The 15,249-nt window shown below is 71.5% G+C and carries 14 protein-coding genes; 7 read left to right on the top strand and 7 right to left on the bottom strand.

Annotation, left to right across the window (positions count from 1 at the left end; genetic code table 11):
• Positions 1-274: 274 nt before the first annotated feature.
• The 5 genes from S1361_RS21515 to S1361_RS21495 all read right to left on the bottom strand — a co-directional run bounded on the left by S1361_RS21515 (position 275) and on the right by S1361_RS21495 (position 4,460).
• Positions 275-1,348, bottom strand: coding sequence for an aspartate-semialdehyde dehydrogenase (locus S1361_RS21515; RefSeq protein WP_208033437.1), 1,074 nt, complete (start codon positions 1,346-1,348; stop codon positions 275-277).
• Positions 1,345-2,616: an aspartate kinase gene (locus tag S1361_RS21510; protein ID WP_208033436.1), complete on the bottom strand. Its 1,272-nt coding sequence runs from the start codon at positions 2,614-2,616 to the stop codon at positions 1,345-1,347. Before S1361_RS21510 ends, S1361_RS21515 begins: the two co-directional genes overlap by 4 nt.
• Positions 2,617-2,787: 171 nt before the next feature.
• Positions 2,788-3,450 (bottom strand): DUF5063 domain-containing protein, encoded by a 663-nt coding sequence (locus S1361_RS21505; RefSeq protein WP_208033435.1) that lies wholly within the window; start codon positions 3,448-3,450, stop codon positions 2,788-2,790.
• Complete coding sequence (gene recR / locus S1361_RS21500; RefSeq protein WP_030981981.1) at positions 3,443-4,042, bottom strand: recombination mediator RecR; 600 nt, start codon at positions 4,040-4,042, stop codon at positions 3,443-3,445. Before recR ends, S1361_RS21505 begins: the two co-directional genes overlap by 8 nt.
• Before the next feature lie 73 nt (positions 4,043-4,115).
• The gene (locus S1361_RS21495) at positions 4,116-4,460 is read right to left on the bottom strand and encodes a YbaB/EbfC family nucleoid-associated protein (RefSeq protein WP_208033434.1); all 345 of its coding nucleotides are present in this window, start codon (positions 4,458-4,460) and stop codon (positions 4,116-4,118) included.
• Between the two features lie 250 nt (positions 4,461-4,710).
• On the opposite strand from S1361_RS21495, the gene S1361_RS21490 reads away from it, so the two are divergent.
• The gene (locus tag S1361_RS21490) at positions 4,711-5,460 is read left to right on the top strand and encodes an SLATT domain-containing protein (RefSeq protein WP_208033433.1); all 750 of its coding nucleotides are present in this window, start codon (positions 4,711-4,713) and stop codon (positions 5,458-5,460) included.
• Positions 5,461-5,520: 60 nt separating this feature from the next.
• Here the strand turns inward: S1361_RS21490 and S1361_RS21485 are convergent, their stop codons facing one another.
• On the bottom strand, positions 5,521-7,422 hold the full coding sequence (locus S1361_RS21485; RefSeq protein ID WP_208033432.1) for a serine/threonine-protein kinase: 1,902 nt from the start codon (positions 7,420-7,422) through the stop codon (positions 5,521-5,523).
• 244 nt (positions 7,423-7,666) lie between these two features.
• Between S1361_RS21485 and S1361_RS21480 the strand changes: the two genes are divergently transcribed.
• The 4 genes from S1361_RS21480 to S1361_RS21465 all read left to right on the top strand — a co-directional run bounded on the left by S1361_RS21480 (position 7,667) and on the right by S1361_RS21465 (position 10,982).
• Positions 7,667-9,022 (top strand): aspartate aminotransferase family protein, encoded by a 1,356-nt coding sequence (locus S1361_RS21480; protein ID WP_208033431.1) that lies wholly within the window; start codon positions 7,667-7,669, stop codon positions 9,020-9,022.
• Positions 9,023-9,149: 127 nt separating this feature from the next.
• On the top strand, positions 9,150-9,842 hold the full coding sequence (locus S1361_RS21475) for a GntR family transcriptional regulator (RefSeq protein ID WP_208033430.1): 693 nt from the start codon (positions 9,150-9,152) through the stop codon (positions 9,840-9,842).
• 121 nt (positions 9,843-9,963) lie between these two features.
• A complete protein-coding gene (locus tag S1361_RS21470) occupies positions 9,964-10,614 on the top strand; it encodes a phospholipase D-like domain-containing protein (RefSeq protein WP_208033429.1) in 651 nt (216 codons plus the stop codon).
• A 134-nt stretch (positions 10,615-10,748) separates the two neighbouring features.
• Positions 10,749-10,982, top strand: a complete 234-nt coding sequence (locus S1361_RS21465; protein ID WP_208033428.1) for a hypothetical protein — start codon at positions 10,749-10,751, stop codon at positions 10,980-10,982.
• Between the two features lie 239 nt (positions 10,983-11,221).
• On the opposite strand, the gene S1361_RS21460 is transcribed toward S1361_RS21465, so the two are convergent.
• On the bottom strand, positions 11,222-12,505 hold the full coding sequence (locus S1361_RS21460; protein WP_208033427.1) for an adenylosuccinate synthase: 1,284 nt from the start codon (positions 12,503-12,505) through the stop codon (positions 11,222-11,224).
• A gap of 197 nt (positions 12,506-12,702) precedes the next feature.
• Between S1361_RS21460 and S1361_RS21455 the strand changes: the two genes are divergently transcribed.
• On the top strand, positions 12,703-13,563 hold the full coding sequence (locus tag S1361_RS21455) for a diacylglycerol kinase family protein (protein WP_208033426.1): 861 nt from the start codon (positions 12,703-12,705) through the stop codon (positions 13,561-13,563).
• A 118-nt stretch (positions 13,564-13,681) separates the two neighbouring features.
• Positions 13,682-15,193: an APC family permease gene (locus S1361_RS21450; protein ID WP_208033425.1), complete on the top strand. Its 1,512-nt coding sequence runs from the start codon at positions 13,682-13,684 to the stop codon at positions 15,191-15,193.
• The last annotated feature ends 56 nt before the right edge of the window (positions 15,194-15,249 follow it).

The following is a 15,249-nucleotide window of genomic DNA, read 5'->3' as shown; positions in this document are numbered from 1 at the left end:
TGCCGGGCGTCACATGTGCGACAGCCGGCCGTGCCTGAAGTGCCGTCATGCGTCCCGCTCTTCCCTTATGTCCCATTTGAACGGGCGTCCCCACGCCCCGACCACGGCGTCCCCACGCCAGGATCATCGCGTCCCCAGGTCCCTGAAGGGTGACCGCAAAGACGCTCCCCGCCTCCGTACGGTTGCGGAAGGCGGGGAGAGAAATCCTCTGTCGCCGAGGGGGACGGTTCAAGTGGATTGGACCATGCCCCTGGCCACACTTCTTACAAGGATCCTACAAAGCGGGCGGAACGCCGGCGGACGTCTCCGCCGCGATCAGCTCCGCGATCTGGGCGCAGTTCAGTGCGGCGCCCTTGCGCAGGTTGTCGCCGCACACGAACAGCTCCAGCGCGGTCGGGTCGTCCAGCGCCCGCCGCACCCGGCCCACCCAGGTGGGATCGGTGCCCACCACGTCGGCGGGGGTGGGGAACTCGCCGGCGGCCGGATCGTCGCACAGCACCACGCCCGGCGCGGTGGCCAGGATCTCCCGGGCGCCCTCGACGCCGACCTCCCGCTGGAAACGGGCGTGGACGGTCAGCGAGTGCGTCGTGATCACCGGCACCCGGACACAGGTCACGGCGACCGGCAGCCTCGGCAGGCCGAGGATCTTCCGGGACTCGTCGCGGACCTTCATCTCCTCCGACGACCAGCCGTCCTCGCGCAGCGATCCGGCCCACGGTACGACGTTCAGCGCGACCGGCTCCGGGAACGGCCCGGTGTCCTCCCCGACGGCCCGGCGCACGTCCCCGGGACTGGTGCCCAGTTCGGTCCCTGCCACCAGGGAGAGCTGGGCCCGCAGCGCCTCCACGCCGGCCCGCCCGGCCCCGCTCACCGCCTGGTACGACGACACCACCAGCTCGCGCAGCCCGAACTCGGCGTGCAGCGCGCCCAGGGCGACGATCATCGTCAGGGTGGTGCAGTTGGGGTTCGCGACGATCCCGCGCGGGCGGGACCGCACCGTGTGCGGATTGACCTCGGGCACGACGAGCGGCACGTCGGGGTCCATCCGGAAGGCGCCGGAGTTGTCGACGACGACCGCGCCGCGCGCGGCGGCGACCGGCGCCCACTCGGCGGCGACCTCGTCGGGCACGTCGAACAGCGCGATGTCGACCCCGGCGAAGGCGTCCTCCGTCAGGGCCGCCACCTCGACCTCCGCCCCGCGCACGGTCAGCTTGCGGCCGGCCGAGCGCGGGGAGGCGATCAGGCGGATCTCGCCCCAGATGTCCGCCCGCTGGGAGAGGATCTGGAGCATGACCGTGCCGACGGCCCCGGTCGCTCCCACGACCGCGAGCGTCGGCCTGCCGGTCATCGGCCGGTGCCTCCGTAGACGACGGCCTCGTCGCTGTCGGAGTCCAGTCCGAAGGCGGTGTGCACGGCGCGGACGGCCTCCGCGACGTCGTCGGCGCGGGTGACCACCGAGATCCGGATCTCGGAGGTCGAGATCAGCTCGATGTTCACACCGGCGTCGCTAAGCGCCTCGAAGAACGCGGCGGTGACGCCCGGGTTGGTCTTCATACCGGCGCCGACCAGGGAGATCTTGCCGATCTGGTCGTCGTAGCGCAGCGAGTCGAAACCGATGCCGGAGCGGTTCTTCTCCAGCGCGTCGATGGCCTTGCGGCCCTCCGTCTTCGGCAGCGTGAAGGAGATGTCCGTCAGACCGGTGGAGGCTGCGGACACGTTCTGCACGACCATGTCGATGTTGATCTCGGCATCGGCGATGGTCCGGAAGATCGCGGCGGCCTCACCCGGCTTGTCCGGCACACCGACGACCGTGATCTTGGCCTCGGAGGTGTCGTGCGCGACACCGGAGATGATGGCCTGCTCCACCTTCTTGTCCCCAATCGGCTCACTGCTGACCCACGTGCCCTGCAGTCCGCTGAAGGACGACCGGACGTGGATCGGGATGTTGTAGCGGCGGGCGTACTCCACACAGCGGTGGAGCAGCACCTTGGAGCCGGAGGCCGCGAGCTCCAGCATGTCCTCGAAGGAGATCCAGTCGATCTTCTTCGCCTTCTTCACCACGCGCGGGTCGGCGGTGAACACGCCGTCGACGTCGGTGTAGATCTCGCAGACCTCGGCGTCGAGCGCGGCGGCCAGCGCGACGGCGGTGGTGTCGGACCCACCGCGCCCCAGCGTGGTGATGTCCTTCTTGTCCTGCGAGACGCCCTGGAAACCGGCGACGATGGCGATGTTGCCCTCGTCCAGCGCGGTCCTGATGCGGCCCGGCGTGACGTCGATGATCCGGGCTTTGTTGTGGACCGAGTCGGTGATCACGCCTGCCTGGCTGCCGGTGAAGGACTGGGCCTCGTGACCCAGGTTTTTGATCGCCATCGCCAGCAGGGCCATGGAGATCCGCTCTCCGGCGGTCAGCAGCATGTCGAATTCCCGCCCGGCAGGCATGGGAGAAACCTGCTCGGCGAGATCGATCAGCTCGTCCGTCGTGTCGCCCATCGCGGAAACGACGACGACAACCTGGTTGCCGTTCTTCTTCGCTTCCACGATCCGCTTGGCGACGCGCTTGATGCCCTCGGCATCGGCTACGGAGGAGCCTCCGTACTTCTGCACGACAAGGCCCACGTGCGCTCCTCGCTCGGTTCGTTTGTGTCGGCTCAGTCTAACGAGTGTCCGAATTCCACCACCCTGCTCCCGCATGGTGAGACATCCGGACGCTCGCCACGGGCACCTGCCCAGCGGACCGCCGGGCACTCGGAACGTGCCCGGGGTCACAGCCGCCGCGGGACGGGCGGCCTACTTCCCCGGCCGGATCCCGAGCGGCGCGCCGATCTCCTGGGCCATCACCCGGCCCGCCTCGAACTCCAGGGTCTCGTCGCCCATGGCCGGCTGGTCGGTGTCGAGGCCGTCCAGCTCCTCCAGGGGCTGGTTGAGACGGACGTGGATCAGGACGGACTGGAGGGCGCGCAGCACGGCGGAGGCCGTCGGACCCCAGTTGGAGAAGTACGAGAACTGCCACCACCACAGGGCCTCGGTGGTGCGGCCCGCACGGTAGTGGACCATGCCGTGCCGCAGGTCTGTGATGATGTCGGCGAGGTCGTCGGAGATCCGGGCCGGCACCGGCGCCTTGCGGGGCTCGTACGGGTCGAAGACCTCGGAGTAGACGTCGACCGGGTCCAGGAGCCGGGCGAAGTTCTCGCGCAGCTCGTCCAGGTCCGGCTCGGGGCCCGGGTCGGGCTCGTAGCGCTCGTCGGGGACGATGTCCTCGTGGGCGCCCAGCCGGCCGCCGGCCAGCAGGAGCTGGGAGACCTCAAGGAGGAGGAAGGGGACGGCCGATTCGGGTTCGTCGCCCCTCGCCACCTCCGTGACGGCCACCAGGAAGCTCTCGACCTGGTCCGCGATCTGGACGACGAAGTCGTCCGGGTTCTGTGTCGAGGCGTGCAGCGTGGCGTCAGACATCTAGGAGTCGTCTCCCCTCGAAGGCGCGGCCGAGGGTGACCTCGTCCGCGTATTCCAGGTCGCCACCCACCGGGAGGCCGCTGGCCAGGCGGGTGACCTTCAGGCCCATGGGCTTGATCATGCGGGCGAGGTACGTCGCCGTGGCCTCGCCTTCCAGATTGGGATCCGTGGCAAGGATCAGTTCCGTGACCGTCCCGTCGGCCAACCGCGCGAGAAGTTCTCGTATACGCAGGTCGTCGGGTCCGACGCCCTCGATCGGGCTGATGGCGCCGCCGAGCACGTGGTAACGGCCCCGGAACTCACGGGTGCGCTCGATCGCGACGACGTCCTTGGGCTCCTCCACCACACAGACGACGGAGGGGTCGCGGCGCGGGTCGCGGCAGATGCCGCACAGCTCCTCCTGCGCCACGTTGCCGCACGTGGCGCAGAAGCGGACCTTCGCCTTCACCTCCAGGAGGGCCTGCGCGAGCCGCTTCACGTCCGTCGGCTCGGCCTGCAGGATGTGGAAGGCGATCCGCTGCGCGCTCTTGGGACCGACGCCGGGCAGCCGCCCCAGCTCGTCGATGAGGTCCTGGACCACGCCTTCGTACAACGGACTGCCCTTCCTGGAGACCTTTCGGTACGTACGGTAGTTGGCTCCCGCCTCCGCTCGGAAGGCGGAGGCGTCAGAACGGCAGGCCCGGGATGCCGCTGCCGCCCCCCAGGCCCTGGGCGAGCGGGCCCAGCTTCTGCTGCTGGAGCGCCTGCGCGTTCTCGTTGGCCGCCTGTACGGCCGCCACGATCAGGTCGGCGAGGGTCTCGGTGTCCTCCGGGTCCACCGCCTTCGGGTCGATCCTGAGGGCGCGCAGCTCACCGGCGCCGGTGACGGTGGCCTGCACCAGCCCGCCGCCCGCCTGCCCGTCGACCTCCGTGTTCGCCAGTTCCTCCTGGGCCCGCTGCAGATCCTGCTGCATCTTCTGGGCCTGCTGGAGCAACTGCTGCATATTGGCCTGGCCACCACCGGGAAACACGATCAGCTCCTCTGCGTCTTCTCCTAGAGCACGAGCCTACGTGGTCCACGCTTCCATCGCCCCGCCACTCTTTCGAGTGAGAAGTTCGGCAGTCGTATACCTGATCAAGGCCCTCTTCCGGGCGGAAAAGCTGGGAAACCGCCCTCTCCGCCACCCGTTGGGCGGTAGGAAGGGGGCCGCGCACCGACATGGAATGTCACGCAAAGTGACCGGTGGTGAGCAGCGATCAGTGATCAGTAGGGAGTGCCGGGTGGGTCAGCCGGAGATGCAGCCCGAGGGTCCCCCTCAGGACGGGCGGGGCGAGGGTGCGGCCGGGCTGCGGCCGGGCGATCTGACCGGGCGGGCCTTCCCGCTCGGGGACTGGGGGGAGCCCGCCGCACGGCTGGACGAGCTGTACCGGTGGGTGGAGCGGCGGGCGCTGGAGACGGCGGCCTGGTACCTGCGGGACCGGGTCTGGAAGCGGCGCGGGGCGCGCGTGCTGCGGGTCGGGGCGGCGGCCGGTGCGGTGGCCGGGGCGGCGCTGCCCCTGCTGGACCTGACCGGGCTGGCCGACGGGGTGGCGCCCTGGGGTTGTCTGGCGCTGCTGCTCACGGCCGCCTGCGTCGCCGTCGACCGGTTCTTCGGCGTCACGTCCGGATGGATAAGGGACGTGGCCACCGCGCAGGCGGTGCAGCGGCGGCTCCAGGCGTTCCAGTTCGACTGGGCCTCGGAGAGCGTGCGGGAGGTGCTGGGGCCGGCGGAGGGCACGGCGAGCGAGGCGGCCGAGCGGTGCCTGTCGGTGCTGCGGCGCTTCTCGGAGGACATCACGGAGCTGGTGCGCACGGAGACCACCGACTGGATGGTGGAGTTCCGCACGGGGGCGGCACCGCTGGGCATCCAGACGGCGGTGGCGGCGGTGCCGCGGCAGGAGGCCGGGGGCGGCGGGAGCCGGCTTCCCCTGCCACCGGCGAACGGCAGCCGCCCGAACATGCCCCGGCAACGGCCGCCCGAGCCCCGCTAGGGCCTGTCTGACAATTCGCGTCGGCAGACGGGAATTGTCAGACAGGCCCTGGACGCCGGGCTACTCCTTGTCGTAGGTCAGGCTCTCCCCGCCGCTCGCCTTCGCCCGCTTCAGCCGGCCGTCCGGCAGCAGGGTGACCTCGGTGGCCTCGCCCGGGGTGCAGGAGGAGGCGGGTTCACCGGTGGTGACGGTGGACGGCCCGATCTCCAGCGGTCCGTCCCCGCCGGGCTCTTCGGCGAGCTTCGCCGCGAACACGCAGTGGTACGACCCCCCGCCCTCGGTCGGCCCGTCCGCGACCAGCGTCAGCACGGTGTCGCCCACCTCGCCCTGCCGGATGGTCAGTTCGCGGGTGTTGGAGCCGCTCGCGTTGTCGATGGTCGTCCGCCAGGTGCCCAGATAGGCCTCCGGGACCGCCCCGGCGGTCGAGGCGGACGGTGACGGCGTCGAGTCGGCCGGCGTGGCCGAGCCGGAGCCGCCCGGCGACGCGGAGCCGGCGGTGGGCGCCGGACTCACCCTGCCGTCGCCCTTGTCGTCCGTCCCGCCCCCGTTCCTCATCAGCGCGTACACCGAGCCGCCCGCACCCAGCGCGACGACCAGCGCGATCACGACGAGCAGCGCGGTGGACCGCCCGTTGCGCCGCTCCGGCTCCGCCGGGACCCCGGCGGCCGACGGCCCGTACGGCGGGGTGGCGCCGAGTCCGCCGCCCGGTCCCGCGTAGGGGTTGTACGAGGGCTGTGCCCCGCCCCAGCTCCCGGGCTGGGGCGGATACCCGTAGGCGGCGGACTGCGGGTGCTGCGGATGCGGCTGCGGAGCCCCGTAGGCCGCCCCGAACGCGGGCGGCGCCTGCGGCACACCGGGCGGCGGCACGGTTCCGGGCGAGACGACGGTCGGCAGACGGTCGACGGGGGCGGCCGGGCCGCCGTCGGACACGGGGGCGTGCTCGGGCGACGCACCGGCACCGCCGGCGTCGGGCGGCGCCTGCGGTGCCGGCGGCGCGGTCGGGAGACCCTGGCCCGGGGAGGCCGCCCCGCCCCGCTCCGGGTTCTCCACCTCCAGCAGCTGCACCGCGTGCCGCCCGAGCTGCGCGACCAGCGAACCGGGCAGCCAGGGATCCCGCGACCGGCCCCCGGCCACGGTGTCCTCCACCCCGGTCCGCTCCAGGATCGCGTCAAGCGACGGCCGGCTCCCCGGGTCCTTGCGCAGGCAGTCCCGTACCAGGTCGGCGATCCCCTCCGGGACCCCCGTCAGGTCCGGCTCCTCCTGGGCGATGCGGAACATCAGGGCGTGCACCCCGCTGTTGGCGCCGCCGAAGGGCAGCGCCCCGGTCGCCGCGTACGCCAGCACGGACCCGAGGCAGAACACGTCGCAGGCCGGCGTGATCCGGTCCCCGCGCACCTGCTCGGGCGCCATGAACCCGGGCGAGCCGACGAGCGCCCCGGTCCGGGTGAGCCCCTCCCCGCCGGCGGTCGCCGTCTCCCGGGCCCGCGCGATGCCGAAGTCGATCACGCGCGGGCCGTCGATGGTCACCAGCACGTTCGACGGCTTGAGGTCCCGGTGCACGATCCCGGCCGCGTGGATGTCCTTCAGCGCGTGCGCGAGCCCCGCCGCCAGGATCCGTACCGACCGCTCGGGCAGGGCCCCGTGGTCGTGCCCGACGACCTGCTGCAGGCTGGGCCCGGCCACGTACCCGGTCGCCACCCACGGCACGGCCGCCTCGGTGTCCGCGTCCAGCACGGGCGCGGTCCAGTAGCCGCCGACCCGGCGCGCGGCCTGCACCTCCTGCCGGAACCGGGCGCGGAACTCCTCCTGTGCGGCCAGCTCCTGGCGGACGAGCTTGACGGCGACCGTCCGCCCCCGGTCCGACCGGGCCAGATACACGTGCCCCATGCCGCCCGCGCCGAGCCGTGCCAGCAGCCGGTACGCCCCGATCTGCGGGGGATCCCCCGGTCCCAGCTTCTCCATCCCCGCGCCGCCTTCCCCCCCATAGGTCTGCAACGACCGAGAATAGTGCGGCGGTACGGCAGCGGACCGTGACCTGTGTCTACGGTTCCGTAACAGGCCGAGCCGGGTCCGGCCGGCGCACGACGGGCGGCGCCCTGCCCGGTCCGTCCGCGACCGCCCTTCGACAATCTGTCGCGGATTCCCGCCGTGCACGGAACAGGACGCCGATATCCCTTCCGCATCGCGGACATCTACCCTCACCGCCATGACCCCTCAGCCCAGCCCCGAAGCCGGCGCCGCGGTGAAGGCCGCGGACCGTGCGCACGTCTTCCACTCCTGGTCCGCCCAGGACCTCATCGACCCCCTCGCCGTCGCCGGCGCCGAGGGGTCGTACTTCTGGGACTACGACGGCACGCGGTACCTCGACTTCACCAGCGGACTCGTCTTCACCAACATCGGCTACCAGCACCCCAGGGTGGTCGCGGCGATCCAGGAGCAGGCCGCGAAGCTGACCACCTTCGCGCCCGCGTTCGCCGTCGAGGCCCGCTCGGAGGCGGCCCGGCTGATCGCCGAGCGGACCCCCGGCGACCTGGACAAGATCTTCTTCACCAACGGCGGGGCGGACGCCGTCGAGCACGCGGTGCGCATGGCCCGGCTGCACACGGGCCGCCCGAAGGTGCTCTCGGCGTACCGCTCGTACCACGGCGGCACCCAGCAGGCCGTCAACATCACCGGCGACCCGCGCCGCTGGGCCTCCGACGGCGCCGCCGCCGGCGTCGTCCACTTCTGGGCGCCGTTCCTCTACCGCTCCCGCTTCTACGCCGAGACCGAGGAGCAGGAGTGCGCCCGGGCGCTGGAGCACCTGGAGACGACGATCGCCTTCGAGGGCCCCGGGACGATCGCCGCGATCATCCTGGAGACCATCCCGGGCACCGCCGGGATCATGGTCCCGCCGCCCGGCTACCTGGCCGGCGTGCGCGAACTGTGCGACAAGTACGGCATCGTCTTCATCCTGGACGAGGTCATGGCCGGGTTCGGCCGCACCGGCGAGTGGTTCGCGGCCGGCCTGTTCGGTGTCACCCCCGACCTGATGACCTTCGCCAAGGGCGTGAACTCGGGTTACGTGCCCCTCGGTGGCGTGGCCATCTCCCAGAAGATCGCCGAGACCTTCGGCAAGCGGCCCTACCCGGGCGGGCTCACCTACTCCGGGCACCCGCTGGCCTGCGCGGCCGCCGTCGCCACGATCAACGTGATGGCGGAGGAGGGCGTGGTCGAGAACGCCAGGCTGCTCGGCGAGACCGTCGTCGGCCCCGGCCTCGCCGCACTGGCCGAACGCCACCCGAGCGTCGGCGAGGTGCGCGGCGTCGGCATGTTCTGGGCGCTGGAACTGGTGCGGAACCGGGAGACCCGCGAGCCGCTGGTGCCGTACAACGCGGCCGGCGAGGCGGCCGCCCCCATGGCCGCGTTCACCGCCGCCGCCAAGCGGAACGGCCTGTGGCCCTTCGTGAACATGAACCGCACCCACGTGGTCCCGCCGTGCAACGCCACCGAGGCCGAGCTGAAGGCGGGCCTGGCCGCGCTGGACGCCGCGCTGAGCGTCGCCGACGAACACACCGTGTGACCGGACCGAGGCTGCCGCCGGGCCGGTCCGAACGCGTAAGGTGACGTGCTCGTAAGCAAATAGGACACGCGTAAATCGCGCGTTTCCACGAGTACGTCACCCGGACGTGTGAGGAGAGGCCCGGATCATGCCCGGCAACGCCGTGACGCGCAGTACCCTGCGCCAGCAGATCGCGGACGCGCTCCGTGACGAGGTGCTGGCGGGGCGGCTGCGCCCGGGCCGGGCGTTCACTGTCAAGGAGATAGCCGACCAGTACGGCGTCTCCGCCACACCCGTCCGCGAGGCGCTGGTCGACCTGTCCGCGCAGGGCATCCTGGAGGCCGACCAGCACCGCGGGTTCCGGGTGCCGGAGTACTCGCTCACCGACTACCGGAACATGATCGAGGCGCGCAGCCTGGTCACCGACGGCATGTTCCAGGCCCTCGCCGCCGGCCACCCCGCCTTCCGCACCCCGCCCGAGGACCCGTGCACGGCCGCGGCCCTGGCCACCGTGCGCCGCCGCGGCGAGGAGGCCCGGCGCGCCGCGACCGCCGGCGACGTCACCGTCCTCGTCGGCTACGACCTGCGGTTCTGGCGCGAGCTGAGCGCCCTGTTCGGCAACCCCTACCTCGGTGACTTCCTGCACCGCCTGCGCGTGCAGTCGTGGGTGTGCGCGGTGCAGCACCTGCTCCGGCTGCCCGACCTGCGCGGCCGGCTCTGGGCCGGGCACACCGGACTGGTCGACGCGCTGGCCCGGCGCGAGGCCGAGACCGCCCGCGCGATCGTCGCCGCCGCCAACGCCCATTCCCTGGCGCTGCTGGAACAGCTGAGCAACGGGTAGGTGACCGATACGGTCCCCCCGAGCCGTCCGAGGGGAGCCGCCCGGGGACCGTACCGACTACCCTTCCCTGACCACCTGCTGCCGTGCGTGATCACGCGCCTGCCGATGCGAGGAGCCCTCTTTGGCCTGTGACCTGTGGCTGGTACCGCTCGTGGACGTGTTGTGCCACACCCCGGACAACCCCTTCGCCGAGGAACTCGCGCAGTACAACAAGGCGCTGGCCGAGGCCGGTCTGCCGCCGGTGCCGGTGTACCAGTACATGCCGGGGCTGTCCGGCGACGTCGCCCCGGTCGCCGGTTTCGACTACGACGCCCTGCACTTCCTGCGCCGGGTGTACCTGCTCCAGGTCTGCGGGCTGCCGGTGACGCCGGTGGACGAACTGGGCGGCGACTACGAGCAGTTGCTGGAGATGTTCGAGTCGACGGCCCAGCAGTCCCATCTGGTCTGGCACTACGACCACGCGGGCGCGTACGTCCCCGTGGACTTCCCGCACCCGCTGTCCAACGAGGAACTCCTCGCGGGCGGCGGCCCCTTGGGCTCCAGCCAGACGCTGCTGCGCGAACTCCAGTACGTCGCCCCGTCCATCGGCATCGACCCGGCCAACCCCCCGGCGGCGCCCGCCCCGCCGACCGCCCCGACCGACCTGGAGGAACCGGCCGTCCCGGCGCCGTACGACCCCAGCCCCTTCGCCCGCGAACGCCACGTCTGGCTGGGCCTGCACGCGGCGGCGACCCGCTCCCTGGCACAGGGCTCGATGATCGTGTTCAGCTGACGACGGCGCGTTCCTTGGCCAGAGCATCACTCACTCTTGAACAAGGGCGAGGCGATCAGCGCCTTCGGCGACCCGTTCAAGTGGCAGAGCAAGGTGCCGCTGAACAAGCGCGAAGACTTCGAAGGTGAGTGGTGATGGCGTCCCTCGTCTGCTTCAAGAAGGAGTCCGAGGACGGGGTGGTCGTCCGCTACGCCTTCGGGGAGGACCCGGCGACGATGACGCGGCTCCTGACCATGAACACGTACACGCGGACGGCCCAGCCGGACGACGGCGAGCTCGACCACACCTTCCTCAAGGCGTCCCGGAAGATCAACGCCGTGTACGACGAGCGGGCACAGTGGCCGGAACGAGGGATGAGCGCGAGCTGAGCCGGGGAGGCACGGACTCCGCGGCCCCGAGCAGCGGCACGGGGCCGTGAGGGCCGCCCGATGAGGCGGACGGCCGGGGGCCACAGCACTCCGGCCGCCGGCAGCGGGGACGGGCCTCCCGTGGACGCCCGTACGTGGGGCGCCTCCCCTGCCCGGCCGGCACCGCGGAGGGCGGGACGGCCGGGCGGGTTCTCCGCGCCGGCCGTCCCTTCGGATCCCCGAGCCCCGGGAAGGTGCGATCAGAGGAAGGAGTTGATCTCGATCGTCTCGTCGCGGCCCGGGCCCACGCCGATCGCGGAGATCGGTGCGCCGGACATCTCCTCCAGCGCCTTGACGTAGTTCTGGGCGTTCTTCGGCAGGTCGGAGAAGGACTTCGCCTTGGTGATGTCCTCGGACCAGCCCGGCAGGGTCTCGTAGACCGGCTTGGCGTGGTGGAAGTCGGTCTGCGAGTAGGGCAGCTCCTCGACCCGCTTGCCGTCGATCTCGTAGGCGACGCAGACCGGGATCTGCTCCCAGCCGGTGAGCACGTCCAGCTTGGTGAGGAAGAAGTCGGTCAGGCCGTTGACGCGGGTGGCGTACCGGGCGATGACCGCGTCGAACCAGCCGCAGCGGCGGTCACGGCCGGTGGTGACCCCCCGCTCGCCGCCGATGCGGCGCAGCGCCTCGCCGTCCTCGTCGAACAGCTCGGTCGGGAACGGGCCCGCGCCGACGCGGGTCGTGTAGGCCTTGAGGATGCCGATGACCCGGCTGATCTTCGTGGGGCCCACGCCGGCGCCGGTGCAGGCACCGCCCGCGGTCGGGTTGCTGGACGTCACGAACGGGTACGTGCCGTGGTCGATGTCCAGCAGGGTGCCCTGGCCGCCCTCGAAGAGCACGACCTTGTCGTCCTCCAGGGCCTGGTTCAGGACCAGCACCGTGTCGGCGACGTACGGCTTGATCTGCTCGGCGTAGCCCAGCAGCTCCTCGACCACCTGCTCGGCGGCGATCGCGCGCCGGTTGTAGAGCTTGGTGAGGATCTGGTTCTTGACGTCGAGGGCGGCCTCCACCTTCTGCTGGAGGATCGACTCGTCGTAGAGGTCCTGGACCCGGATGCCCACGCGGTTGATCTTGTCCGCGTAGGTCGGGCCGATGCCGCGGCCGGTCGTACCGATCTTGCGCTTGCCGAGGAAGCGTTCCGTCACCTTGTCGACGGTCACGTTGTACGGCGTGATGATGTGCGCGTTACCGCTGATCAGGAGCTTGGACGTGTCGACGCCACGCTCGTTCAGACCGCTCAGCTCGGAGAGCAGGACCGACGGGTCGACGACGACGCCGTTGCCGATGACCGGGACACAAGAAGGCGAGAGGATTCCGGAAGGGAGCAGGTGGAGCGCGTACTTCTGGTCGCCGACGACCACCGTGTGGCCGGCGTTGTTGCCGCCCTGGTAACGCACCACATAGTCGACGGAACCACCGAGCAGGTCCGTCGCCTTTCCCTTGCCTTCGTCACCCCACTGAGCACCGAGCAGCACAAGTGCGGGCACGCGCGTACACCCCTTCCGGGCGGGGCATGTCCAAGGTCGGGGGCGTGGGCGTAAGGTTCACCGCCGCGTACCACCGCGACCGCCGTTGGTCGCACAACCGTCGGACCGGATGCCCCGGAATAGACGAAGCCCCTGGCGCAATAGCGCAAGGGGCTCTTGCACAAAGATGCTACCCGAGGAAGGCAGGCAGGACCGAGGTGGCGACTTTCGCGACGTCCGATCAGCTGCTGGTGATCGTCGATCCGGCCGCACGGCAGACGGACGGAGAGTCCGTACGCATCGCGAAAGACGTGCTCAGCGCGGGTGCGGCGACCAAGGTGTGTCTCCCCGAGGGGCCGGAGGAATTCGCCCGGGCACTGGGCCGAAGGGGGTCCAGGCGGCCGGTCCTGGTCGGCGACGACCGGACGCTGGTGCGGGCCGTCACGCTGCTGCACCGGCAGCGGGAGCTGGCCGGGTGCGCGCTGGCGGTGGTGCCGGTGGGCGACACCGCGCTCGCCGAGTCGCTCGGGGTGCCGGGCGGCGCGGTGGCGGCGGCGCGGGCGGTGCTGGACGGCGCCGAGCGGCGGCTGGATCTGCTGGTCGACGACAGCGACGGGGTGGTCCTGGGTGCCCTGGGCATTCCGCCGGCGCCGGTCAGGGAGCCGGCGGCCCCGGTGCCGGTCTCCTCGGGCCGGCCCTGGTACCGCTCCCTGGTCCGTCTGGGCGCCCGCCCCGCCCGGCTGCCCGCCGTCCCCTCCCCCGGGACCCGGCTGCGGGTCGAGGTCGACGGGGAGCCGGTGGTCGACCTGGACCAGCCGGTGGAGGCGGTGTCGGTGGCCCCGGGCCCGGGCGGAGTGGCCTCGGTGGAGGTACGCCCCCTGTCGGTGGGCGCGGAGGCGACCCCGCTGCTGGCCTCCGGCCGCACGGTGACGGTCACGGGCGCCGACTTCCGCTACCGGGCCGACGCGACGGTCTCCGGACCGGTACGGCGGCGGACGTGGCGGGTGATGGAGGGGGCCTGGGGCCTCACCCTGCCCGCCGGCCCCGGCACCCGGCCGACTCCCGAGGACGCACCCTGAAGGCCCCTAAAGGTCTGGTGACAAATATTTAACCGCGCCGACCCCTTCCCGAGCCCCTGTCCCGTCCACCATCCTGCTCCATCAGGACCCACGGACAGAACAGGGAAGGGGCCACCCGATGGCTGTGGACGAGGGTGTTGCGAGGGAGACGGGCGCGGGCGACGGCGGGCCGGTTCACCGGCTGAAACCCAATGCCGTGGGGCTGCTCGGGGTGGTGTTCATGGCCGTCGCCACCGCCGCGCCGATCACCGCGATGACCGGCAACGTGCCCTTCATGGTGTCGTCCGGCAACGGCGTCGGGGCGCCCGCGAGTTATCTCGTCGCAATGGTCGTCCTGGCAATCTTTTCCGTCGGGTTCACCTCGATGGCGAAGCACATCACGTCGACCGGCGCCTTCTACGGCTTCATCTCCTACGGCCTGGGACGGACCGTCGGGCTGGCCTCGGGGCTGCTCGCCACCTTCGCCTACATGGTCTTCGAACCCGCGCTGATCGGGATCTTCTCCACCTTCGCCACCACCACGCTGTCGGACCAGACCGGGCTGCACGTGCCGTGGTGGGCCTTCGCCGTGCTGATGCTCGCCGTCAACGCCACCGGCACCTGGTTCGGGGTCAGCGTCGCCGAGAAACTGCTGGTGGTGCTGCTGGCGACCGAGGTGACCGTGCTGGCGGCCATGGCGGTGTCCGTCGCCCTCCACGGCGGCGGGCCGCACGGGTTCACCTTCGCGCCGGTCGACCCCGTCAACGCCTTCAAGGGCACCTCGGCCGGGCTCGGGCTCTTCTTCGCCTTCTGGTCCTGGGTCGGTTTCGAGTCCACGGCGATGTACGGCGAGGAGTCCCGCGACCCCAAGAAGATCATCCCCAAGGCCACGATGATCAGCGTGCTCGGCGTCGGGGTCTTCTACGTCCTCGTCTCCTGGATGGCCATCACCGGCAACGGCGAGGCGGAGGCCGTACGCGCCGCCTCCTCCGCCAACCCGCTCGCCATGTTCTTCGACCCCACCGAGCGCTACGTCGGCCACTGGGCGGTCGACGTCATGCAGTGGCTGATGATCACAGGCTCGCTGGCCTGCGGCATGGCCTTCCACAACTGCGCCGCCCGCTATCTGTACGCCCTGGGCCGGGAGGGCGTGCTGCCCTCGCTGCGCGACACCATCGGCCGGACCCACGCCCGGCACGGCTCCCCGCACCTCGCCGGGCTGGTGCAGACCGCGGTCAGCGCGGTGCTGATCGGCGCGTTCTGGGCCGCGGGCAAGGACCCGTACACCGGCACCTACGTCCTGCTCGCCATCCTCGGCACCATGGCGATCCTCGTCGTCCAGGCCGTGTGCTCCTTCGCGGTGCTGGTGTACTTCCGCTCCCACCACCCCGAGAGCCGGCACTGGTTCCGCACCTTCACGGCGCCCCTGCTGGGCGGCGTCGCGATGCTCGCCGTCGTCGTGCTGCTGGTGTCCAACATGGGCGTGGCCGCCGGGCCGGAGTCCGGCTCACTGGTGCTGAAGGCGACCCCGTGGCTGGTGGCCCTGGTCGCGGCGCTGGGCCTCGGCTACGCCCAGTACCTCAAGCGCCGCTCCCCCGAGCGGTACGCGCTCCTCGGGCGGACGGTGCTGGAGGAGACCAAGGAGCGGTGACGCTCCGCTTTGCGGTAAGCACCGATGCACCGGACGCCCGTCGGTCGCCTGCGGCG

The organism is Streptomyces cyanogenus, from assembly GCF_017526105.1.
GTDB classification, from domain to species: Bacteria; Actinomycetota; Actinomycetes; order Streptomycetales; family Streptomycetaceae; genus Streptomyces; species Streptomyces cyanogenus.
Note: the sequence above shows the minus strand (reverse complement) of the source record. Positions and strands in the feature narration are given on the sequence as shown.